Raw genomic sequence first — 21,048 nt, 5'->3', positions numbered from 1 at the left:
TAGAGGGGGCAGGTCATGCAAAGCTGTCGCCGAGATCCCCGGCATTGGTCTTCTCACAACCACGGCCGTCGTCGCCAGCGTGAGCACTTCGACAGCGTTCAATAACGCCCGGGAGTTTGCTGCATGGATCGGCCTGGTTCCGCGCCAGACCGGTACCGGTGGACGGGTACGGCAGTTCGGCATCAGCAAGCGAGGCGATGCTTACCTCAGAACATTGTTGATGCACGGTGCTCGAGCCGTCGTGATCAGATCCAAGGATGGCCCAACATGGCCATGGTTGACCGCCTTGTTGCAGCGCCGACCTTACAGCGTGGCTGTCGCCGCGGTGGCGAACAAGCTGGCACGAACGATCTGGGCGGCGCTGGCGCGCGGTCAAGCCTGGCGCCCCGAGGCGTGGCAGACCGCGCACTGACGACGAAGAGACCGAAGCAACCAGTTTGAAGGAGAGCAAGCGACCACGCGTGTGATGGGACAGACGGGTCGGACCGGGACAGGGACACTCCGATAGGGAACAAGAACGCCAAGCTCGATGTTCAGATGGGAATCCCGTCAGCGAAAACCATCAGGGCCAGCAGGCATATCCGCCTGCACAACAGGCCGGATATAAGACTGCAGCCCTGCCTCCTGAATCTTTACACAGCGAGTTCTTGTAATCCGGGGGCGCCCATATAAGACGTTCCCTAGCAAGCCCGCGCAACGGCGGCGGCTGCCGCGGGCTAGTATTCAGGGTCGGGAATCGATGGAGTAGACAGTTGCCTGATTCAACCAAGAAAAAAACCGAAAGCACCGCGCCGCCGAACGCGCGGCTTTTTCTCTCGCAGGAGCAGGCTGAGCGTTCGACCTGCGATGCCTGCGTCGTCGCGTCGCAGGATCGATGGAATGATTTCGGCTACGCGTTGATGGCCGATATCGGGCTGCGCAAGCCTGACGCTAGCCTCGAGTGTTGAGTTCCATGGAATCCTGACCCGCGATTTCCATCGAATATTGACCCACCCGCTTTGCAAGCCAGTCGGCTCACGGTGTGGATAAGTTCTTGGTTTTCTCCTTTTTAGGTTGGACTGCTTGAACGGGTTGAGCCGAGCTGTGCTTGAAGCGGAAGCTGTCGTTTCCAGTCTCCAGAATATGGCAGTGATGCGTGAGCCGGTCCAGCAACGCCGTCGTCATCTTCGCGTCGCTGAAGACGCTGGCCCACTCGCTGAAGCTCAAGTTGGTTGTGATCACCACGCTCGTGCGTTCGTAGAGTTTGGACAGCAGATGGAACAACAGCGCGCCGCCTGATGCACTGAACGGCAGGTAGCCCAACTCGTCGAGCACCACCATGTCCGCGTACATCAGTCGGTGCGCGATGTGGCCGGGATTGCCACTGGCCTTCTCTTGTTCGAGTGCGTTGACCAGTTCTACTGTCGAGAAGAAGCGCACCCGGCGGTGATGGTGCTCGATGGCCTGCACGCCCAGGGCTGTGGCGATATGAGTCTTACCCGTGCCCGGCCCGCCGACAAGTACCAGGTTCTGCGCATCGTCCATGAACTCGCATCGGTGCAGCTGACGCACCAGGGCCTCGTTGACCTCGCTGTTGGCGAAGTCGAAGCCGGCGAGGTCACGGTAGGCTGGGAAGCGAGCGAGCTTCAACTGGTAGGCCACCGAGCGTACCTCCCGCTCGGCCGTCTCTGCCTTGAGCAACTGCGAGAGCATCGGTTGGGCCGCCTCGAAGGCCGGCGACCCCTGCTCGGCCAGCTCCGCGACGGCCTGGGCCATGCCGTGCATCTTGAGTTCGCGCAGCATGATCACGATGGCGCCGCTGGCAGGGTCATGTCGCATGGCGCACCTCCGGGCTGCTCGACTTGGAGCTCAGCGGCCCGCGCAAGCCGCCAGCAGCGCTGGCACGCCCCCTGAGCGTGTCGTAGCGCAGCACATCGGCCTTCGGCTCGTTCACCAGGCGCAGTGCCTGAGGTGCCGTGACGGGCGCTGGCGCAACGGGCTTGGCATCGAGCAGTCGGTGCAACACATTTAGCACATGGGTCTTGCTGGCTACGCCGGCTTCCAGCGCCAGTTCGACCGCGGTCAGCACTGCCTGCTCGTCGTGATGCAGCACCAGCGCCAGGATCTCCACCATCTCGCGGTCGCCACCTGGCTGCTTCAGCAGCGCGGCCTGCAGCCGCCGGAAGCCCTGGGGCAGCTCGCTGAAGGGTGCTCCGTTCCTGAGCGCTCCTGGCTTACGTTGCAGCACCGCCAGGTAGTGCCTCCAGTCGTAGACGGTCTGACCTGCGGTGTCGTGGCGACGGTCAATGATGCGCGTGTGCTCGCACACGATCTGGCCCTCGGCCGCCACGACAAGGCGTTCGGCGTACACGCGCAGGCTCACTGGCCGGTTCGCGTAGGAGGCCGGAACGCTGTAGCGGTTGCGCTCGAAGTGCACCAGGCAGGTGGGCGAGACGCGCTTGGTGTGTTCTACGAAACCATCGAAGGGTCTGGGGATCTGCATCAGTAGCGGGCGTTCCTGCGACCAGACATCGGCCACGGTCCCTGGCAGCTTGCCGTGGACGATCTCGCTCCACAGCGCCTTGCAGCGGTCCTCCAGCCAGTCGTTGAGCAGCGCCAGCGTGGCGAACGCCGGCACGGGTTGCCACAACCGGTGACGCGCATCACGCACGTTCTTCTCGACCTGGCCCTTCTCCCAGCCCGAGGCTGGGTTGCAAAACTCGGCCTCAAACAAGTAGTGGCTGACCATGGCGCTGAAGCGCGCGTTGATGTCGCGCTCCTTGCCGCGACGTACCCTGTCCACGGCGGTCTTCATGTTGTCGTAGATGCCGCGCCGAGGCACGCCCCCGAGCACCTCGAAGGCTCGGTTGTGCGCATCGAACAGCATCTCGTGGGTCTGCAACAGGTAGGCGCGCACGATGAACGCGCGGCTGTGGCTGAGCTTGAAGTGCGCCACCTGCAGCTTGGTGCGTTCACCAGCGATGACGGCCCAGTCCTCGCTCCAGTCGAACTGGAATGCCTCGCCGGGACCGAAGGCCAGAGGCACAAAGGTGCCGCGCCCCGTCGTCTGCTGGACCTCGTGGCGATGCGCATGCCACGCTCGTGCAAAGGCCGCCACGCGGTTATAGGAGCCCTGATAGCCCAGCGCCACCAGGTCGGCGTGCATCTGCTTCAGCGTGCGCCGCTGCTTGCGTGACTTGGATGCCTCGCTCTTGAGCCAGCCGCCGAGCTTCTCGGCGAACGCGTCGAGCTTGCTCGGGCTGATGCGCTTCGTGTAACTGGGCGCCGCCTCGCCCTCGCGAAGGTACTTGCGGATGGTGTTGCGAGACAAGCCAGTGCGCCGGGCTATCTCTCGGATGGACAGTTGCTCTCGCAGTGCCCAACGTCTGATGACACTCAGTGTCGCCACGTCAATCACTCCTGTGCTCCTGCTGCTAAAAGCAGCAGGTTAGGGTTATCACGTGGGTCAGATTTAGATGGAAATCACCGGGCCAAGTGGGTCACTTCTGGATGGAAATCAACAACCGGGAGCTTGAACACGCCGTACACGACAGGCGAGGCGCCCTCGTACCAGCGCCTGCGGCGCGCGCGGTCCTGCAGCTTGTCGACGTCACTGCGGCCGAGCTCATCAAGCGCACACATCTCTACGTCAGCAACGTACTGCCTGCCATTCACCTGGGCCAAAGCCGCGGTGATCTCCGGAAACCACTGCGTGGCATCGGCACCGTTGCGCGAGCGCAGCTGGACTGCGCCGCGCTCGAACTCGGCCGCCCCGGGGTAGCCGTTGAACTAGATCCCGTCGTCCCAGCCCGTTTCGTCGAGCAGAGGGTCTTCGGTGAGGTGCGGCATGGCCGCACAGTCCTGCGCGCGTAGGAGAAGAACTGTCAGCCGGAGTCGCTTTTTGAGGATGGCCGGCTGCCTGCCACGGCAGCAACTTTCAAGCATTGCCGGCCAAAGGCCGGTGCTCACAGGAGATTTGCATGGCAGACGACACATCGAAGACCGCCCTCGACCGGAACGTCATTTCGCTTGAGGAGCCGCATGAAGTGCGCTCTTGGACGGAATCGTTCGGGCGCTCTGAGGCCGAATTGCGGGACGCCGTCGCAGCCGTCGGTAACTCCGCCGAGGCGGTGCGTCAGTTTTTGGCAAAGAGGCGCTGATGGCCCACATTCGCCGAATCTCAGTGCACGTCGATGAGCCGGAGCCCGGTCACTTCTATTGGGTGCTTATGGAGGAAGTCGACGATGCTTCCCAATGGAACGAACTCGAGTCGGCAGATGAGGCCTACGACCTGTGGCTCGACGCGCTGCAGGGCGGCATGAAGAGGCTGATTGGATACGCGCTGGACGAGCGCGTTGGCCCTCGCGAGGATGGCGACGATGAAGAGGGAGCTCCAGTCGGCATCCCGATTAAGTGAGGATTCGCCGTGAGACAACCGAATCTCCACGTCAGAGCGTCAACGCCAGGTGAAGCGAAGCATGGGCAAAGGAATTTCGCTGCGCAGTCGCACAACTCCGTGTCGCCCTGCGCGCCGTAGGCACTTCGACCGATCGGATGCGCACCGGCCTCACAGCGTTGAAGGGCGGTGACGCGGCGGCGCCTCCGTCAGCGCCCAGTAACCCGGAGCGCGAAGTCAGACCGAATGTGCTTTGCCGCCCTTTCCCACCACCAGCCAATCGTCTTTTGATCATGCCAAAGCGAAGAAAGCGGCCCCCAGTGATACTGGGGCAAATGCAGAAGCTATCGACGTCGAACGGTCGGCTGTTCAGCGTGAGTGTTGAAGGACCTCACCTGACCCTTGCGGACACCATGGTGGCCGCGCCCCGCTACCTTTATATCCTCGAAGCGCATTTCGATGGCGCGGCCGATCTTTTGCATTGTCTGCGTGCCTGGGAAAACGGCAGTGGGCGAAAGCCTGGCAATATGGCTGATGACCAAAACGAGCTGATCAGGCGGTGGGTCAATGCGCACGATCGAGCCGATGCGGAAGCGCGACAGTGGCTCAGCCAGCCCGACATTCAAACGTTCCAAGTGACGCTTACAAACAGATAGTGTTCATCGCTGACTTCTGACCCGGTCTTCTCGATCCATTCAATGCATTTCTGCTTGAGCTGGTCGTAAGCATCTGCTTCCGGGACGGTCGGAACTCAATACACCAGCTTAGATTGAGGTCGCCCCCCGGAAACTATGACCTCAGAAGCAGAGAGCTTCCATCGACCGCTGGGCAGCGGGTAATCGTGTAGACCAAGCCGACACGCACCGATGAACGTCTGCCGGGTTGCCGCCATGCTGCCCAGTGGAGAACGATGCGCACTGGGAGCCGCCGCGGCCGCAAGATCGTCGGCACCGTGTTGCAGCTGCTGTCCTTGCTGAACGACCACGGCATGACACTCGGACAGGCCTTCCTCCAGGCGCGCATCGATGCCAGCGGCGGCCGGCTGTTCATCGTGGACAACAGCGTGCCGGCCGCGACCCTCGCTGCGCTTCGCTCGATTCATCCCACCACCACCGGGCACCGCGCTCCGTTCCCCTTTTTTTTCGGCTGCCCCTCCGACGTAGTGCACACCACCAAGCGCACGAACGAAGGCTGTCCCGAGGTGCCCAACTGCCCAGCTGCCCAGCTACCCATCGACAATACTGGGTGGAGAACCGTATCGGTTCATCGGGCTGGCGCGCCAGAACTGGCTGTTCGGCAGCAGCCTTCGCGCGGGAACGCGGGCAACCGCTGTGATAAGCCTCCTCCAGTCCGCCAAGCTCAGCAGGCACGCTCCATGAGCGTACCTGCGCGGCGTGCCTGAGCAGCTGCCGAGGCAGCCGGCCAGCCCGATCGGGGAGCTGCAGCCGCATCCCTGGATGCAACGCACGTACCGCCAACAGAGCTGCGCTCCGCAGGCGCTAAGCCTTCGCCCGCGGCTTCATGCGGAAGCTGATGCCCATGCGGTTAATGGCGTTCATCGTGGCGATGGTGAGGGTCAGGTTCACCAGATCCTTGTCGCCGAAAACCGCCAACGCCGCCTCGTAGGCTTTATCGGACGCGTGTGTTTCGCTGACGCGGGTAACTTCCTCGGACCAGGCGAGGGCCGCTCGTTCTTGCTCTGAGAACAGGTACTCGGCTTCGTGCCACACCGGAACGAGGACTACTTTCTCCACCGACATTCCGCCAGCAATCAGGTCACGGGTATGGATGTCGATGCAGTGCGCACAGCCATTGATCTGCGAGACGCGCAGGAACACCAGATGGATAAGCTGGTTCGGCAAGGATGTGCCAGAGGTGACGAAGTGATGCAGGCCACCGATGGCCTTGGCCCCTTCCGGGGATGCTTGGAACCAAACTGCGCGGGTCATGAAACGCTTTCTTCAAGTTGAGGGTGAAACGGTTGCAGGAGCAACCTGTTCCTAAGACGCTTGAAGTGATTGGTTTGTGACAGTCGCAGGAAAAAAATTGGGCCCAGACGTCAGTTTCCTGATCGGGGCGTGCTCGGCCCCGGAACTCAGAAAGCGAGCAGCTTCTCCTTCAACCGTGCCAACTTCACCGGATTCCGCTGGATGCGAACCCGGGAGACCTGAACATCGGTGAACTCGAACGTCTGTACGGAGTCAAGTGCACCGTCGAGGTAGCGCAGGAGCGACCATTCGCCATTCAGTATGGCCGGCTCAAGTCGCATCATGGCACCGTGGCGCAGGTGCGTCGCGTAGTAAAGCTGAGCGATGCGTTGAGCTCCTAGCAAAGGCCCCGACAAGCTTGGCCTGACGTCGCCAAAGTCGCCCAGCATCTCCGATTCCTCTGCGAGCAGCCGCTTGATGCCCTCAAGATCACCGCTCGAAATTGCCTGAACGAGTCGTCGCAACAGGTCCAGCCGAGCCGCTGCTGGCATTGGCAACGGCTTCAAGCCCGTTGATTCGCGCGCGCTCTCAAGCCGCTTTTTGGCTCTATGAACAATCTGCCGGGTGGAAGCTTCACTTCGGCCGATGGCCTCGGCTACTTGCTCGTACTCTGCGTCGAACACCTCACGCAGCAAAAAGGCGGCCCTTGCTTCCGGCGATAGACAGTCCAGAAGGAGCAAGAAGGCGATGGACACATTGTCGGCGTTCTCACACGCTTGCTCAGGCGTGGTCGGCGCCTGTTCCAAAAGCGGCTCGGGAAACCACGCGCCAGCGTACGTGGCTCTTCGCAGTTTGGCTGCCCGAAGACGGTCAATCGCCATCCGCGTAGTCACGGTCACGAGCCAGGCTTCAGCATTCAGGACCTGGGCTCGGGACGACTTCGTCTCTTCATGCCACCGCAACCATGCGTCTTGAACCAGATCCTCCGCCTCCTGTACGGACGAAAGCATGCGGTAGCCAATGGCCATCAGTCTGGGACGCACGTTCGAGAACAGTTCGGTGGACGCGCACGACATGGCGGGGAAGTTTAGTTCAAGGGTCAAGCAGCAGAGCGTCGCCGCGAAAAACCAACAGAAGACCGTGCGGCATGCGGCGATGGTCAAGGTAAAGGTTTCCACCAATCGCTGACCCGAGAGGTGCGGACGAAAACCTGGACCAAGAAATCGTCCTTGTATTCCCGCGAAGATCGGATTCGAGCTCCTGAGCTCTACATCACGCATGGCAAATGCGTCAGACGCCCGATCCGTCAGCCGAGTGATCCACAAAGAATTCCCTGAAGGGCTGGTACGACGGATACCGGCAGCAGCTCCTTTTCCCAGCAGGGTAGGCGGCCCGCGACTCAAGTTCTCGCAGGAACAAAAGGCGGCGGCTATCCGACGACGTCGCGTCCTTCAAACGATGCCCCTGCGTGCCTACTTCCGGTCGCCCCAGCGGCAAGCACCCTCCGTGCAACTCACGAGGGCACATTCCATGAACAACGACATCACACCCAATTCCAACGGCCTCTCACTGGAGTACCGCGGCTTCAGATTCGAGCTTCGCGCAGAGCCGCAACAAGGCGGCTATCGCCCGGTCGTCGCTCTCCTGCGCACGCCTGCGACAGAAGAAGAGGCGCTGCTGCCTGACGACACCGAAGAGATCGTTTATGGAACCGCGGCGGAGGCCACCCGGCATGCAGAGCAACAAGCCATGCGCTGGGTTCACGACCGCACTGGCGATGGACGGGGGCAGTTCTAGGGACCGTGCCACGCGCCAGCGCCGCTGGTCGCGAGCCTGAGCGGCGTATTTGACGAAGCGTCCTGCGGCGTGCTCGCGACCGCGCCGGACAGCACCGCGACCTTCTTCACCTGGATTGGGATGCCGCGCGAGGGCCTCGTCGTGGCGCTGACGCTGACGCAGCGCAGCTTCAGCTACTCCAAGCTGACCGCGGTGGGCCTGGGGTGCTGCCGGGGCTGGTCATGCCCCTGGCCGCGGTGATCGGCGCAGTGGTGACGGGGCTGACCACCGCGCTGCTGCGTGTGGCCTGGCCATGGCAGCTGTTGAGATGCTGTGCACGATCGGTCACGAATCACTCCGAAGTCGCATCCCAAAGGCTACGAAACCCGTGCGACCACCGCCTTAATGATCGACTCCGAATCATGATGCTGCGCGACACCGCGCTGGGTGACCGGCGAAGGGTCGCACATTGAGAGCAAGGGGGCCGAGCCGCGCCAGTCCTCGCGGATCGGGCAACGGTCTGACCGCTACTTCTTGGCGATGCTGGTGTTCAGTTCTCGCGCATGCTGCAGGTGTCCTTGGACCACGGGCAGCATCTCTTCGGCCAATGCCTTCAGGTCGGCGTCCTTGGCATTGGCCTGTGTCTTCTTGAGCAGCTTCTCGGTGGCTTCGTGATCGCCCACGCCCGCCTGCTTCACGTAACGGCTGTCGAATGTGCCGCCCGGCAGAGCCTTGAGTTCCAGCCCCACCGCCTTGTGCTTGACACTCGGGCCGTCGGGCAACTCGGTGCCCTTGGCGGAGGCCAGCGCCTTCACGTCGGCAAGGCCCTAGGAATGGTCATCGACCATCATCTGAGCGGACTCCTTGATGCCGCCGTTCGGGGCTTTCTCCAGCGCGATCTTGCCAGTTTCGATTTCCGCCATGTTGGTCTCTGCGATGTCCTTGAGCATCGAGGCGTCGGCGGACGCGAGCTTGTCCGCAGCCCAGGCGGACGGAACGACATCAGCGATGCGGCAACGGCAACGGATGCCGCGAGTTGGCGTGAGAGTCGGGTCATGCAGGTACTCCAAGTTTGATCAAGGCCACAGGCTCGCCGAGCGTGCTATCTCATGCGCGGAATCGAGGTTGGAAGCCTCGCGGGTGAGCGCGATGAGCAGCCGGGGTCCGCAGACATAGACCCCGTCACCGTCCGCGGACAGACCGGCAAGGTCGCAGAGGACTTCGTCCACCGCCTGCGGGGTCAGGGCCTCGTGAATGAACACCCGACTTGCGTAGGAAGTATGCTCGAGCGAGGACACATAGGCAGCATCGCCACGAGCAGGGATGAGTAGTGAAGCTCGAAGGGCAACACCCTCTGCGTGCGCCCTCTTCGGCCATCGCGTAGATCGGCATGATGCCGATGCCGCCGGCAATCATCAGCAGGCGCGTCTCGCTCCGGTCGATGCAGAAGGCCGAGTCCGGGCCCTCGATCTCAATGGCATCGCCGACGCGCAGCGCATCTACGGCCCTGGAGCCGGCATCTTCACGTACGGCGATGCACCGGCTTCAATCTTGCTTGCCGTGGAGACCGCCGCTCAGCGGTGTCTGAGCGAACGGAGACAGGGTTGCGGAGGGTTGGCAGCGTCGTCCTCATCGGGCACATTTGCGATGGAATCGGAATTCCGTTAAGTGGCCTTTGCCCTTGTGCACGCGAACAACATGTCAATCCACCACCATGCGGCTCCTTGTCATCGAAACTGTCCTTTCCAGTCCGGAACAGTACTTTCCGCAAGCGCTGGAGGACCATGGTTTTCGCGTGCACTCCGCGCGTGACCCCGTGGAGGCCAAGTGGCTCGGCTCACATGGCGACTATGCGGGAATTCTGCTCGAGGCAGACCCCCGCGACGCCGATCGCTATTCGATCCTGCGTGCGATCCGCCGAACCAAAAGCACGCCCGTCCTCGTCCTGACGGAACGCGACACGGTGGCGTCGCGTTTGCAGGGAATCCACTTCGGAGCGAACGACTTTCTGGTCCGGCCGTTCGAGCCAGCTGAACTTGTCAATCGCGTGCACGCGCTGCTGCTCGCGTCGAAGCCAAAATCTCAACGGGTGCGTTTCGCCAATCTGGAGATAGACCTCGAAGCCCGCACATGCTGGCGGAACGGCAAATCTGTGCAACTCACGCGAACGGAGTTCGCGCTGTTCGTCGCACTCTTGCGCCGGCCAGCGCAAGTGCTTTCTCGCGCCGCACTCTTCGACGAGGTCTGGCGCACCGTTGCGCGCAGCGAAGACAATGTCCTCGAAGTCACCATGCGTCGCTTGCGCGTCAAGCTTGACAACCCGTTCGAGGTCAAGCTTCTTCACACGGTACGCGGTGTGGGATACATGCTTGACGATCGCTCGACCCGAGAACCAGAATTGACGGCTTTCCCTCAAGGTGCGCCTCATCAGGCCGCAAGGCGCTCCGCGCTCGATGGTTCGCGGTCGTCGCCAAGGGTGACGGGACGCGTGTCGCTTCAGGTTGGACAAATGGCCGAGAACAATGCTGCGAATGGAATGAGGACAGACGTATGGCGCCGCAACAATGCGTGGGTGTCGGGTAGCGGGCCCGCCACCATCATCTTCGCGCACGGCTTCGGATGCGACCAGACGATGTGGCGCCTGATGGCGCCGCTCTTCAGAGGCAGGTTTCGTACGGTCCTGTTCGACCATGTCGGCAGCGGCGGCTCGGACCTGTCGGCGTATGAGCCACGCCAATACAACACACTGCAGAAGTACGCGGACGACATCAATGAGTTGCTCGACGAAGTGGCGTCACGCCAGGTCGTCTTCGTGGGCCACTCGGTCAGCGCAATGATCGGCATGCTGGCGGACCTGGCGAAGCCAGGGCGAATCGTGGGCCACGTCATGATCGGCCCGTCGCCCTGCTACGTGAACGATGGCGATTACATCGGTGGGTTCGAGCGGGCCGATATCGACGAACTCCTCTCGACCCTGAAGAACAACTATCTTGGTTGGTCGAAAAGCATGGCGCCCGTCATCATGGGCGCGCCGGACCGGCCAGCGCTCGGGCGAGAACTTGCCGACAGCTTCTGCCGAACCAACCCGGAAATCGCCGAGCATTTCGCACGCGTCACGTTTCTCTCCGACTATCGTGATCGGCTGCCCGAGTTGCAGACGCCCAGCCTGATCCTGCAGTGCGATGACGACGTCATTGCGCCAACCACCGTGGGCGCGTTCATGCATCAGGTCATGCCGAGGAGCATCCTGCGCGTGATCGAGAACATCGGGCATTGCCCCCATCTCAGTGCGCCCGGTGTCTGCATCGAATCGATGGAAGAGTTCCTGTCGACGGTGTGTTAGCGCCAGTGCAATCGTGATCAGCGGGTTAAGATTGCATCGGTACTAACAAAGCTGACCCACCGTCCCACCGTCCCATCGTTGGCTCGTAGAAAGGGGATGCCGGGTTCAAAGCGCAAGCATCCAGCCCGCAGCCGCCGCAAGCGCCACGACCAGCACAGGCGACTGCCGCCCGTAGACCAGCAAGCCGAAGGCGGCCAGGGCCAGCCCGAAATCGGCGCGTGAATGGATGGCGCTCGTCCATACCGGGTCGTACAATGCGGCTGCCAAGACGCCGACCACCGCGGCATTGACACCGGCCATCGCACGTTGCACCCCGTCGCGCTGGCGCAGCGGCTCCCAGAACGGCAGGGCGCCGGCCACCATCAGGAACGCAGGAACAAAGATGGCAACGAGCAGCGTCAGACCACCGACCCATCCTCCAAGCGTTCCAGTCATCACTGCCCCGAGGTAAGCGGCGAAGGTAAACAAGGGACCCGGCACGGCTTGGGCGGCCCCGTATCCGGCGAGGAACGCATCGTTGGTGACCAAGCCGGTGGGTACGACGCTCGCCTGCAGCAGCGGCAGCACCACATGCCCGCCGCCAAACACGAGTGCGCCCGATTGGTAGAACGACGAGATGGCCGACAGAGCTGGCAACCGAACTGCGGCCGCCAGCACCGGCAGCAGTACGAGCAACAGGCCGAACTTCAAGAGCATCGCTGCGCCCGTTCTCTTGCTGATGCCGTAGTCGCGATGCTCCGCGACCGGCAGGTGTCCGAGTTGCACCGCCCATCGTCCTGCAATGCCACCTGCAACAATGGCACCGACCTGGCCCATCGCCGACGGAACGGCCAGCATAAAGAGCGCGGCTACGATGGCCACGCCCGCTCTCAGACGGTCCGCACAAAGCGTCTTGGCCATGCCCCATACGGCCTGCGCAACGATGGCAACTGCAACGACCTTGAGGCCGTGAACCGCACCTGATTGCGCCAACGCGGCCCATTGGGTGACGCCCAGCGCGAACAAGATGAGCGCTGCGGCGGACGGAAGAGTGAAACCGACCCATGCGCAGAATGCCCCCAGCCACCCTGCGCGTCCGAGTCCTAACGCGATGCCAACTTGGCTGCTGGCGGGACCTGGCAGAAACTGACAGAGCGCGACCAGATCGGAGTAGCTCCTGTCGTCCAACCACGCCCGACGCTCGACGAACTCGGTACGGAAGTAGCCGAGGTGAGCGACAGGCCCGCCGAAGGAGGTCAGCCCGAGCTTCGAGAAGGCGACAAAGACCTCCAAGGCAGAGCCCTGCGGTGCGGGCTCGCTTGTTGGCAAAGCGGCGGCCAACGCCGAGTCCTGCTTGTCTGCTTCTTCACTTTCGCTCATCGAATGCCGGTCCTGGTTGGCTGATACCCCGGGCATCTTAGCTATGCCACTTGAAGCCGAAAGATCAGGTCCGCCGGGCCGCGCAAGTCGCTTCGTTGGCCGAAGGGGAAGATCCAGTCAAACGCCTTACCAGCAGACTGTTGCGTGTCAAGATGGGATGACCGGGCCCTTACCGCACTGCAGAGAACTGTCCAAACGCAGAAGCTTCAATCAGATCGACAATGGAAGTCGTCCAGTCGAGCGTCTCCGACGACTTGGAAGATTGCCTGGAACCATCTGCCTCGTGATCTGGAGGCAATCAGCTTTCGTTCGGGAATCGCTTAACCTTTGCTAACGCAGTGAGTACGTGACGGGTCCTTCGGATATCCCGAGCCGCCGACGGTCGTGGCTACCGTCGCTGGCGGCCCTCGCCGTGGCGACCTTGATCGGCTGGGGTTGCCTTATGGCAGCGACCGAAGTGTTGGAAGGCCTGCGCACTGGGGCACTCGACAATCGCAAGGGCGCTGACATCCTCGCAGCAGAGCAGCCCGTCTTTTACTGGGCTCTGATTGGCTTCTACACGGCGGCAACGCTGACCGCCGCCGGCTTGGCGCTTTTGGTGGTGGCCGTTGCCGTGCGCGATCTGCTTGGTGCAAGAGGCGCAGATAAATGAATGCGCCGTCTCCGCGTATGTCGACCTGCGTGCCGGTGGTAACGAGCCTGTTGTCGGTTTTCCGGCGGCGCAGCTCTCCAAGCCCACTCACAAATGCCTGCATGGCGATGCCGAAGGGTCGCTGTTGACCGGTTCCGGCCGCCGGTTGCATTCGGCGGTGCTCGGCCAACACGGCGAGAGTGCGGTCGACCGTTCGAGGCGGGCTGGGTAACGTTGAACGTCGCGTCAACGAACGAGGAGCGTCAACCCGCGATTGTCAACGACCTCGCGGCCGCGGGCGTGGCACTGCTAGTTTGCAAAGTTGCCAAGGGCGAAAACACTGTTCGGAACGTTGGGCAGCGAAGGGGGCAAGCGATGCTGGGCAGAAGCGACTGGAGGCGGATTCATCCGCTCGTACGCGCGCAATGTCTCCTTGCCAGCCGGCAACAGGAACCACTCTGCAGGCCCCATGCGATCTCCTGGCTCGACATCCACGAGTGCCTTCGCTTTAGCGGCACGAAGTGCGCGCCGCACCTGTTCCACATCGCAGTTCAACAGTACCGCAAGTTCTTTCGCTTGAGCACCCAGCGGAAGGGACAACAGCGCACGAAGTATCGAAGCCGTCAGTGGCTTGATGGGCGGTTCGCTTTGCACAAGGACCTCAATCGACTTCTTTGACATGGCTTGCAAAATTGATCGCTACGAAGCAATCTATGCACTACAACTTGTAGCGCGCTGGTCGTCAATAGGCGAAGCTGCCGCCTTCGAGCAGCTCAACCGGCGGTGGCAGCCAGAAGGAGTCTTGGCGAGACGGCCTCGGCTCGGCGAGGCCGTCCGACCAGCTCCTACCCAGTCTTCACCTCGATGCGACGTGGCTGCGCATGCGACGCCTTCGGTATCCGCAGCTTCAAAACGCCTTGGTCCAGTTCAGCGGTCACCTTTTCGGTGTCGAGTTCCTTGCTGAGGGTGAAGACGCGCCGGAAGCGACCAAGTGCGACTTCGGTGTGGCTGATCTTCAACCCATCGGGGACCTTCAAGGACGATTCGGCCTCGATCGTCAGTGTCGAGGCCTCCACGTGCAGGTTGAGTCCTTCACGGCTGACGCCAGGCAGGTCCGCGTACAAAGTGATGCCGCTCACGTCCTCGATCACATCGACGGGAGGCGTGAGAGCCGACACCTCATAGCGGGAATTCTCGGGTGTTTCGGCGTCATGGCGGCTGGGACGGTCAGCCGATTGGATATCGCTGTTCATGATTTCTCCTTCCTGGTTTTTCGGCGTTCACTGGACGGTGATGCGGCGTGGCTGCGCGGCCACTTGGCGCTGGACGGTGATGTGAAGAAGCCCATTGCTCAGCTTGGCTTCCACACCCTCAGGATCGGCGTCTTCGGGCAGCGTCATCACGCGGCGAAAGGCGCCTTCGAACCGCTCGTTGATATGGAGCGTGGCTTTGTCTTCCGGGCGCGGCGTGATTCCCTTTCGCTCGCCGGCGATGGTGAGCAGCCCGCGCTCGAGAGTCACTTCGAGTGACGCGGGATCGATGCCGGGCGCGAAGGCGTAGATCTCGAGGGCCCGGTCGGTGCTGCCGACATTGAGCGCGGGAAAGCCGTCGCGGGGAAGGCCGCGGATGCTTGGCGACAGGTCCGCAGCCTGGCGCATGTCGCGCTGCAGACGATCGATTTCGGCGAACAGGTCGCGCGGGAACAAAGCACGGTACATGGCAAATCTCCTGGATGCAGGCACGCCTCGGCCGACCGAGGCGGCGCACGGTTGAACAACTGGCAGTTTGGAATGACGGCAAGGCGCGCTTGCCTGGGCGAAAGGCGCCTATTGCATGGGTGCGGACTTGCGAGAGTCGGCACTCGAGCGCAGCGTGCGCGGCCAGGACACTGTCTTGATGCGAGGCATCCTCAGACGCCAGCGCGGTGACCGCGATTCGGGGTAGTTGAATTTCGCCAGTTCCTCCCGGCCTTTTTGCGTGATCGCCAAGACCTGGGCCACAGAAGGCGATCCCGAAGAGGCGTGGGCCGGCGAGGGCACCATGGCGACCACAAGGCCGGCGGCGCGAAGGACTCGAACCTGGTCGATGTCCGTGGTGCGATAGAACGTCAGGGGCAAGCGAGAGCCGGCAATTTGCTTGAGCAAGTTCATGGTCATGTCGATACCTCCTTTGGCGGTGACCAGTTTCCGACGGTGAAGAAACTAGGTGCCCGAAAAAAACTTTTCAAGAGGAGGCAGACAGATTTTTTTCTGGAATTGGTTCGCTTCCGCGTGCCCCAAGCGTGCATGCGTGGACACCGCCTCAGCGCGGCCAGACTGCGTCCGGCCTGCATGGCAATGCGCCACGGCGGGCACCGCTGGCGGGCAACGCTTCGAAGCGCACCCGGTCTCCCTCGGCAATGGCGTGCGACCAGCGTCGGGGCCTGGAACTGAGATCAGCCAACCCTTGGGCCCCCTCCGGCTCGAAGGGAGCCAGCCACTTGTCGGCCGTTCTAACGCTCACACCACCAGCTTTACTGGCGGCCCTCACCGTCCAACCCTGCTGTGGCGCCCGGTTCGTCCGATCCACTTCGAGGCCATCCTCGCGAACGCTTCAAGGATACAAAAGCCGTACCGGGGCGCTAATTCGGGCCGTGCTATCGATTTCCGCGGAGCGCGAAGATCCTGAGCTCATACACGCGTCGAAGGCAGACTGCATCTGCGCATGCATCTCTCTCGTCGCGCGTCCACTGCGCATGCTTTGCTGCAAAAGCCTTCCTGTCGGAACTAGCCCGCAGCGCTACTTCGTAAATTTCCGCCATGTCAGCGTCCAGCTTTCCAAGGGCCGGGTCTGCACAGATCTTTCTCTCCGCCGACGATGAGGCGGTTGTGCAGTCGAAGCTAGGCCTGGAAGGCTGTGAAAGCACAGGATCTGGGGCTTTTCCAAGCACTGCAGTCTTCTCGAATGGAGACGGCGCCTCCTGATTGGCAGGCAGGGAGCGTGATACCTGCGGCTGGTCCAAGGGCCCGCCCGGCCGCGCGGCCATGCGATGTCCCACAAACACGATGACTGCCAACGGCACCGCGACGGCGAGACACAGGATGGACTGCCTGCGAAAGCGGGACGCGGACCTTGCAAATTTCATGTTCTCCTCCGGTGCAGAGCGCGAACGACGATCGAAGCTTGGAGAAGGCATCACGCAGCCGCTTCGACATCTCTTGCGGCCTCACTGCGCCGCGCCGCCATGTACGCATCCGCTTCCTGCAGCACCCAGCGCCCGTCACCGTCGAAGCGCAGCACCTGGGTATGGAACGGCACTACCGCCTCCCGGTGCGCAATGCTAATCAGCGTCGCCCCTTCCTGCTTCACGCGCGCATAGAGAGCCGCTTCGTTCTCGTCATCCAACGCGCTGGTCGCCTCGTCCAGAATGACAAACCGTGGGGCGTGGACCAGCACGCGAGCAAATGACAGCCGTTGCTGCTCTCCCATGCTCAAGACCTTGTCCCAGTGCTGCACCGCTTCCAGACCGCCCACACGGGCAACGAGGTCCGGGAGTTGCACTTCGGCCAGGATCCCGGCGAGGCGCTCATCGGTCACGCCTTCTATGTCTCGCGAGGGATACAGCAACTGCTGCCGGAGGCTTCCGGCCGGCATGTAGGGCCGCTGCGGGAGGAACATCAGGCTCTGCAGCGGCAGCCGGCGCACCGTGCCAGAGCCGTGATCCCACAACCCGGCGATGGCCCTGAGCAAACTGCTCTTGCCGCTGCCGCTGGGCCCGGTGATGAGCAGGCCATCGCCAGGTTTCATTTCCAGTTCGAGTTCCTGCAGCAGCACCCTGCCCGCCCCAGGCGTGCGAAGCGTGAGCGACTCGATCAACAAAGCCTCGCCTTCTTCATGCAGGTTGATACGTTGCTCCTCACCGGAGGTTGAAGCGGCCGTACCCTCCACAGGCCTGTCGGCGCGCTGCGGCAGCGCCACTGCCTTGGCCAGGACGTCCAGCCGGCCGATGCCGGCGACGAAGCGGCTGAGCGACTCGAAGTTGTCGACGATCACGGTCACGGCGGTCAGCACCGCGGCGAAGGCGGCAACGGCTTGCGTGGCGCGACCGACCTCCAGCTCGCCGCTCAGCACCGCCTGCGCCAGGATGACGACCGGGAGCACGAGCGTCAGCTGGCTGTATGCGCGCTGATAGAGATTCAGGTTGCGCTGCTTCTTGATGAGCTTATCGTAATTCTCGTAGACGTCTTCGAAGCGTCGGTCGATCTGTGCGCGCTCCTGAGGTTCGCCCCGGTAGAAGGCAATGCTCTCCGCGTTCTCGCGCAGCCGCATGAGGTCGAACCGGAAATCCGCTTCACGCTTCAGCTGCCAGAAATTGAGATGGATCAACGGTTGGCCGAAGAGCCACAGCGCGACCACGGTCCCGACGATGGCGTAGATCGCTAGAAAGCCGACGAGCACCTTGCTGATGCCCCACAGCACGGCACTGAAGGCGACCAGTTGCATCGCGGAGCCCAGCACGACCAGCAGAAAGTTGATGCTGCGCCCAGTGAAGGTGTTGATGTCCTCGGCAATGCGCTGGTCGGGGTTGTCGATGTCCGGGTCGGCGCTGAGGTGGTAGTAGCGGCGCTGGCTCAGGTATCCATCGAGGAACCGCCCCGTCAGCCACTTGCGCCACTGGTTGGCGAAGGAGTCGCGCATGAAGTAATAGAACGCATAGACCGGCACCGCCATAGCGAGAACGATGAGGCTGGCACGAACGGCGACCCAGAAGCGGTCGGCGTCTTTGGCGGCCAGCGCCGATGTCAGCTCACCTGTCTTCGCCACCAGCATGACCGCCAGTTGCGTGTCCAGGAGCATCAGTCCCATGAGCAGCGCGAGCAGCCACCATGCAGTGGAGCGCTTGTCGCCCAGCCAGAACGGCTTGGCAACGCGAAGAAACTGCTTCCACGCCGCGAGCGACAGACCCGGAGGACGTGCCCCGCGCCGACGCTTCGTTCCTACCGGCGCGATCCCGGATGTTCCGGACGTAGATGTCCCGGTCTTGGCAAGTGCGGACGCCGCAGTGGTAGTGGCCGTTGCAACTGCATCGGCAAGGGGGTCGGCGGCTCGGTCAAGCATGGGTGAGGAATCGAAAACGTGGGCGCCCGGCGCGCATCAACTGGCATGCCGGACCGCAACCATTCACCAAGCGCAGACTGCCTCCGGCCGAGGGCCATCAACGATTCCTGCCGCAATGGTTCGATGTTGCAGACCTTTGCCAGACATGCAAAGAGGCTAACTCCGCCGTGGACCGCATCCCTGTCAGACGACCGCGCGATGAGCGAACACACAGTTTTCGGGGGGCCGCGTCCTGTCTTTGCAGTCGCTGCTCGAAGCGCCCTCGGCTTGCCCCACGCGGTGACCGTTGCGACTTGCGGGCGCGAGGCGCCACTTACCCGGAAAGCCGACAAATGCCGCCACGAAGCCGGCGCTCAGCGCCGGCGCTTTGCAGCCGCCTGATAGATGCTCATGAGCGGCGTGGCCGAGATGCCGTGCACGACGACGGAGATGGCGACGGTGACCAGCACCGCACCGCCGACAGGGCCGATGTCCGGCGACGACGCGCCGTGCGTAGTCGCGTATGCCAAGTAGTACATGGAACCCACGCCGCGGATTCCGAACCAGGCACCCAGCCGGCGCTGCGGCGCGGTCCAGTCGCTGCGCAGCGTAGAGACGTAGACCGCCACCGGCCGCGCGACAGTGATCAACAGAACGGCGATCAGGACGTTCTTCCACGTCAGCATCTCTGCGCGCAGAAGGCAGCCGATCACCAGCATGGCAGCCAGTTCCACGAACTTCTCCAGCTCACGCGCAAATTCGAGCACGTCGCGCGTCATCGCATCGGCCGTATGCGCTTGCTCGGCGGCCGCCTCCCTGGCCTGAGGTGCCTCGGCGACAGCACGCACCTGGTCGGCCTCGTCCTCGACGGCGCGCTCGACGGCGCGCATGCTGAGACCAGCGACGAAGACGGCAAGAAATCCGTACACCGAGGCATGCAGCGCGATGCCGTAGGTCAGCGCGATGAGGCCCAGCGCGAGGAAGCTCTCCATTCCCAGCGCCTGCTTCTTCTCGGTTTGCAGGAATAGCACCAGGCGCGTGAACACGGCGCCGCACGTCCAGCCGAGTGCGAGGCCGCCCACGATGGCCCAGGCAACGTCCAGACCCAGCCACCGAAGAGCCAGGGGCCCGAGGTGATGTGCGCCCGCCAGCCCCAGCGCCAGCATGACGAAAGGAAAGGCAGCGCCATCATTCAGTCCGCCCTCGGCAGTCAAGCCGAAGCGCAGGTCGTCCCGGTCGTTCTCATGGCGCACCTGCACGTCGGAGGCCAGCACGGGGTCTGTCGGCGCAAGAATCGCTGCCAGCAACAGCGCAGCCGCCAGCGACATGTGCAAGGCGAGGCCTGCCAGTGTCATCAGCGCAATGGTGATAACCATGCCGAGCGTGGCGAGAAGAACAGGCTGTCTCCAATTCGAGAGCTGCATGCGGATCTGCAGACGAAGCCCCACAGCGAAGAGCGACACCAGCACCGCCACCTCGCTGATCGCCTCGATGAGGGCGGCGTCGGACTCGATGCCGATGTGCACCACGTTGAAGCCACCCGGGCCCAGCGCAAAACCCAGAGCCATGTAGAGCGCTGCGGCGCTGATCGGCAATGTCTTGAGCAAGGTGCCCGATAGCGCCATCAGTATCAGCAGCCCGCCGATTATCAGATCCCACGTAGCCGCAGTCATAAGCTGGACCCAATGAAGAATAGATCTAGAGCGATGTCCACAAATCGATGGCCCTGATCGGCAGGATTCGCGGGAATAAGCACTTCGACGGCATCTGGATCAACTGGACTTGGCCAGAAAATTCGAAACGGTGAGGCCGCATGGCGATGCTTTCCTTATGGAATCGATCTGTTTCGGGCGAAGCGCGGGCCACAACTGGCCAGCGTTGCCGAGCCAGTCGAAGTCCACCTCTTGCCCGATGCTCGCCGGGTGACTGGAATGTGAACCAGACCAAAGGTGATTGCGCCCTTCAAAAGGCTTCTGTCGCCTGCTGCCATGAATTCCTTCCGCAGAATGTTCGCGGCCAAGCCGTGGAAGCAGGGACCGGACGCCCTCCCGACAAACTCGCGCGCGGAAACGAGCTTGGTTCTATGGTGTTGAGTCGCGCCCGGCTTCGAACGTAGGAGAGCCCAGACTTACGCTGTGAGGCGGCTCCTCTCTGCGGACATGCGTGGCAACCGGCGCGTCGCTCAAAGCTGTATGCGTTCCGTCTGTTCCTCCCAAGAAAAAGGTCCGACGACTGGGCTTTTAACGCTATGAGACCAAGAATCGATCTCTTGCCAGAGACAGATGCAGATCTGCTCTGAAAGCAGCCAGGGTCTCAGACCTACAGCGCCAACCCGCTCGTGGTCCGAATGTGGCGTGTTTAAGGAGACTCGAATGACTGACAACAAGAAGCAAACAGGCCTTGATCGCACGCTCATCTCGTTGAACGAGGACTATGAGATCCGTGACTGGACCAAGAGTCTGGACTGCAGTGAGGAGCAGCTGCGCGCGGCGGTCGAGGCGGTGGGCAACTCGGCAGAGAAGGTCCGCGAATACCTCGCCGGCAAGAAGTAGGCAGCGTC

Annotated in this window: 23 protein-coding genes and 2 pseudogenes; 12 read left to right on the top strand and 13 right to left on the bottom strand. The window is 62.4% G+C overall.

Features of this window, described 5'->3' with window-relative positions; all coding sequences use genetic code 11:
* Window position 1: 1 nt before the first annotated feature.
* Window positions 2–412: pseudogene (locus tag AACL56_RS30135) on the top strand (transposase); the annotation flags it as partial.
* Window positions 413–752: 340 nt separating this feature from the next.
* On the top strand, window positions 753–947 hold the full coding sequence (locus AACL56_RS30130; RefSeq protein ID WP_339093705.1) for a hypothetical protein: 195 nt from the start codon (window positions 753–755) through the stop codon (window positions 945–947).
* A 67-nt stretch (window positions 948–1,014) separates the two neighbouring features.
* Here the strand turns inward: AACL56_RS30130 and istB are convergent, their stop codons facing one another.
* A complete protein-coding gene (gene istB / locus AACL56_RS30125; protein WP_339093703.1) occupies window positions 1,015–1,818 on the bottom strand; it encodes an IS21-like element helper ATPase IstB in 804 nt (267 codons plus the stop codon).
* A complete protein-coding gene (gene istA, locus AACL56_RS30120; RefSeq protein ID WP_339093701.1) occupies window positions 1,808–3,397 on the bottom strand; it encodes an IS21-like element ISVapa3 family transposase in 1,590 nt (529 codons plus the stop codon). The genes istB and istA overlap by 11 nt, the downstream gene beginning before the upstream one ends.
* Window positions 3,398–3,489: 92 nt before the next feature.
* Here istA and AACL56_RS30115 point away from each other — a divergent pair, with 92 nt between their 5' ends.
* From AACL56_RS30115 to AACL56_RS30095, 5 genes are all read left to right on the top strand, one after another.
* On the top strand, window positions 3,490–3,852 hold the full coding sequence (locus AACL56_RS30115) for a hypothetical protein (protein ID WP_339093699.1): 363 nt from the start codon (window positions 3,490–3,492) through the stop codon (window positions 3,850–3,852).
* 107 nt (window positions 3,853–3,959) lie between these two features.
* A complete protein-coding gene (locus tag AACL56_RS30110; RefSeq protein WP_339093697.1) occupies window positions 3,960–4,139 on the top strand; it encodes a DUF3606 domain-containing protein in 180 nt (59 codons plus the stop codon).
* Complete coding sequence (locus AACL56_RS30105) at window positions 4,139–4,396, top strand: hypothetical protein (RefSeq protein ID WP_339093695.1); 258 nt, start codon at window positions 4,139–4,141, stop codon at window positions 4,394–4,396. Before AACL56_RS30110 ends, AACL56_RS30105 begins: the two co-directional genes overlap by 1 nt.
* A gap of 314 nt (window positions 4,397–4,710) precedes the next feature.
* Complete coding sequence (locus AACL56_RS30100; protein WP_339093693.1) at window positions 4,711–5,031, top strand: hypothetical protein; 321 nt, start codon at window positions 4,711–4,713, stop codon at window positions 5,029–5,031.
* Between the two features lie 296 nt (window positions 5,032–5,327).
* A complete protein-coding gene (locus tag AACL56_RS30095; RefSeq protein WP_339093691.1) occupies window positions 5,328–5,777 on the top strand; it encodes a hypothetical protein in 450 nt (149 codons plus the stop codon).
* Between the two features lie 97 nt (window positions 5,778–5,874).
* Here the strand turns inward: AACL56_RS30095 and AACL56_RS30090 are convergent, their stop codons facing one another.
* Together AACL56_RS30090 and AACL56_RS30085 are read right to left on the bottom strand one after the other, a co-directional pair.
* Window positions 5,875–6,324 (bottom strand): carboxymuconolactone decarboxylase family protein, encoded by a 450-nt coding sequence (locus AACL56_RS30090; protein ID WP_339093689.1) that lies wholly within the window; start codon window positions 6,322–6,324, stop codon window positions 5,875–5,877.
* Between the two features lie 146 nt (window positions 6,325–6,470).
* Window positions 6,471–7,466 carry a sigma-70 family RNA polymerase sigma factor gene (locus AACL56_RS30085; RefSeq protein ID WP_339093687.1) on the bottom strand — a complete coding sequence of 332 codons (996 nt, stop codon included), beginning with the start codon at window positions 7,464–7,466 and terminating at the stop codon, window positions 6,471–6,473.
* A 367-nt stretch (window positions 7,467–7,833) separates the two neighbouring features.
* On the opposite strand from AACL56_RS30085, the gene AACL56_RS30080 reads away from it, so the two are divergent.
* Both AACL56_RS30080 and AACL56_RS30075 read left to right on the top strand, forming a co-directional pair.
* Window positions 7,834–8,100, top strand: coding sequence for a hypothetical protein (locus AACL56_RS30080; protein WP_339093685.1), 267 nt, complete (start codon window positions 7,834–7,836; stop codon window positions 8,098–8,100).
* 69 nt (window positions 8,101–8,169) lie between these two features.
* A complete protein-coding gene (locus tag AACL56_RS30075; protein ID WP_339093683.1) occupies window positions 8,170–8,340 on the top strand; it encodes a hypothetical protein in 171 nt (56 codons plus the stop codon).
* A gap of 266 nt (window positions 8,341–8,606) precedes the next feature.
* Here the strand turns inward: AACL56_RS30075 and AACL56_RS30070 are convergent.
* Window positions 8,607–9,002 (bottom strand): annotated as a pseudogene (locus AACL56_RS30070) (DUF4142 domain-containing protein).
* 791 nt (window positions 9,003–9,793) lie between these two features.
* On the opposite strand from AACL56_RS30070, the gene AACL56_RS34370 reads away from it, so the two are divergent.
* Window positions 9,794–11,422, top strand: coding sequence for an alpha/beta fold hydrolase (locus AACL56_RS34370; protein ID WP_425337093.1), 1,629 nt, complete (start codon window positions 9,794–9,796; stop codon window positions 11,420–11,422).
* 105 nt (window positions 11,423–11,527) lie between these two features.
* Here the strand turns inward: AACL56_RS34370 and chrA are convergent, their stop codons facing one another.
* Window positions 11,528–12,781, bottom strand: a complete 1,254-nt coding sequence (gene chrA / locus AACL56_RS30055; RefSeq protein ID WP_339093681.1) for a chromate efflux transporter — start codon at window positions 12,779–12,781, stop codon at window positions 11,528–11,530.
* Between the two features lie 412 nt (window positions 12,782–13,193).
* Between chrA and AACL56_RS30050 the strand changes: the two genes are divergently transcribed.
* Window positions 13,194–13,433, top strand: a complete 240-nt coding sequence (locus tag AACL56_RS30050; protein WP_339093680.1) for a hypothetical protein — start codon at window positions 13,194–13,196, stop codon at window positions 13,431–13,433.
* Between the two features lie 288 nt (window positions 13,434–13,721).
* Here the strand turns inward: AACL56_RS30050 and AACL56_RS30045 are convergent, their stop codons facing one another.
* The 7 genes from AACL56_RS30045 to AACL56_RS30015 all read right to left on the bottom strand — a co-directional run bounded on the left by AACL56_RS30045 (window position 13,722) and on the right by AACL56_RS30015 (window position 20,161).
* Window positions 13,722–14,093 carry a hypothetical protein gene (locus AACL56_RS30045; protein WP_339093679.1) on the bottom strand — a complete coding sequence of 124 codons (372 nt, stop codon included), beginning with the start codon at window positions 14,091–14,093 and terminating at the stop codon, window positions 13,722–13,724.
* Between the two features lie 164 nt (window positions 14,094–14,257).
* The gene (locus AACL56_RS30040; RefSeq protein WP_339093677.1) at window positions 14,258–14,665 is read right to left on the bottom strand and encodes an Hsp20/alpha crystallin family protein; all 408 of its coding nucleotides are present in this window, start codon (window positions 14,663–14,665) and stop codon (window positions 14,258–14,260) included.
* A 27-nt stretch (window positions 14,666–14,692) separates the two neighbouring features.
* Window positions 14,693–15,130 (bottom strand): Hsp20/alpha crystallin family protein, encoded by a 438-nt coding sequence (locus AACL56_RS30035; protein WP_339093675.1) that lies wholly within the window; start codon window positions 15,128–15,130, stop codon window positions 14,693–14,695.
* A 108-nt stretch (window positions 15,131–15,238) separates the two neighbouring features.
* Complete coding sequence (locus tag AACL56_RS30030) at window positions 15,239–15,568, bottom strand: hypothetical protein (RefSeq protein WP_339093673.1); 330 nt, start codon at window positions 15,566–15,568, stop codon at window positions 15,239–15,241.
* A 145-nt stretch (window positions 15,569–15,713) separates the two neighbouring features.
* Window positions 15,714–15,980, bottom strand: coding sequence for a leucine zipper domain-containing protein (locus AACL56_RS30025; protein ID WP_339093671.1), 267 nt, complete (start codon window positions 15,978–15,980; stop codon window positions 15,714–15,716).
* 606 nt (window positions 15,981–16,586) lie between these two features.
* Window positions 16,587–18,509: an ABC transporter ATP-binding protein/permease gene (locus AACL56_RS30020; RefSeq protein WP_339093669.1), complete on the bottom strand. Its 1,923-nt coding sequence runs from the start codon at window positions 18,507–18,509 to the stop codon at window positions 16,587–16,589.
* A gap of 353 nt (window positions 18,510–18,862) precedes the next feature.
* Window positions 18,863–20,161, bottom strand: coding sequence for a cation:proton antiporter (locus AACL56_RS30015; RefSeq protein ID WP_339093667.1), 1,299 nt, complete (start codon window positions 20,159–20,161; stop codon window positions 18,863–18,865).
* Window positions 20,162–20,860: 699 nt separating this feature from the next.
* Here AACL56_RS30015 and AACL56_RS30010 point away from each other — a divergent pair.
* Complete coding sequence (locus AACL56_RS30010; protein WP_339093666.1) at window positions 20,861–21,040, top strand: DUF3606 domain-containing protein; 180 nt, start codon at window positions 20,861–20,863, stop codon at window positions 21,038–21,040.
* Window positions 21,041–21,048: the final 8 nt, after the last annotated feature.

Origin of the sequence: Variovorax paradoxus (assembly GCF_902712855.1) — a bacterium.
Classification (GTDB): Bacteria; Pseudomonadota; Gammaproteobacteria; order Burkholderiales; family Burkholderiaceae_C; genus Variovorax; species Variovorax paradoxus_Q.
Note: the sequence above shows the minus strand (reverse complement) of the source record. Positions and strands in the feature narration are given on the sequence as shown.

What these genes read in the sequence shown, in the direction of transcription:
- istB (WP_339093703.1), bottom strand. Translation starts at nt 1,818, where the DNA reads ATGCGACATGACCCTGCCAGCGGCGCCATCGTGATCATGCTGCGCGAA.
- AACL56_RS30115 (WP_339093699.1), top strand. Translation starts at nt 3,490, where the DNA reads ATGGAAATCAACAACCGGGAGCTTGAACACGCCGTACACGACAGGCGA.
- AACL56_RS30110 (WP_339093697.1), top strand. Translation starts at nt 3,960, where the DNA reads ATGGCAGACGACACATCGAAGACCGCCCTCGACCGGAACGTCATTTCG.
- AACL56_RS30105 (WP_339093695.1), top strand. Translation starts at nt 4,139, where the DNA reads ATGGCCCACATTCGCCGAATCTCAGTGCACGTCGATGAGCCGGAGCCC.
- AACL56_RS30100 (WP_339093693.1), top strand. Translation starts at nt 4,711, where the DNA reads ATGCAGAAGCTATCGACGTCGAACGGTCGGCTGTTCAGCGTGAGTGTT.
- AACL56_RS30090 (WP_339093689.1), bottom strand. Translation starts at nt 6,324, where the DNA reads ATGACCCGCGCAGTTTGGTTCCAAGCATCCCCGGAAGGGGCCAAGGCC.
- AACL56_RS30080 (WP_339093685.1), top strand. Translation starts at nt 7,834, where the DNA reads ATGAACAACGACATCACACCCAATTCCAACGGCCTCTCACTGGAGTAC.
- AACL56_RS34370 (WP_425337093.1), top strand. Translation starts at nt 9,794, where the DNA reads ATGCGGCTCCTTGTCATCGAAACTGTCCTTTCCAGTCCGGAACAGTAC.
- chrA (WP_339093681.1), bottom strand. Translation starts at nt 12,781, where the DNA reads ATGAGCGAAAGTGAAGAAGCAGACAAGCAGGACTCGGCGTTGGCCGCC.
- AACL56_RS30045 (WP_339093679.1), bottom strand. Translation starts at nt 14,093, where the DNA reads ATGTCAAAGAAGTCGATTGAGGTCCTTGTGCAAAGCGAACCGCCCATC.
- AACL56_RS30040 (WP_339093677.1), bottom strand. Translation starts at nt 14,665, where the DNA reads ATGAACAGCGATATCCAATCGGCTGACCGTCCCAGCCGCCATGACGCC.
- AACL56_RS30035 (WP_339093675.1), bottom strand. Translation starts at nt 15,130, where the DNA reads ATGTACCGTGCTTTGTTCCCGCGCGACCTGTTCGCCGAAATCGATCGT.
- AACL56_RS30030 (WP_339093673.1), bottom strand. Translation starts at nt 15,568, where the DNA reads ATGACCATGAACTTGCTCAAGCAAATTGCCGGCTCTCGCTTGCCCCTG.
- AACL56_RS30020 (WP_339093669.1), bottom strand. Translation starts at nt 18,509, where the DNA reads ATGCTTGACCGAGCCGCCGACCCCCTTGCCGATGCAGTTGCAACGGCC.
- AACL56_RS30015 (WP_339093667.1), bottom strand. Translation starts at nt 20,161, where the DNA reads ATGACTGCGGCTACGTGGGATCTGATAATCGGCGGGCTGCTGATACTG.
- AACL56_RS30010 (WP_339093666.1), top strand. Translation starts at nt 20,861, where the DNA reads ATGACTGACAACAAGAAGCAAACAGGCCTTGATCGCACGCTCATCTCG.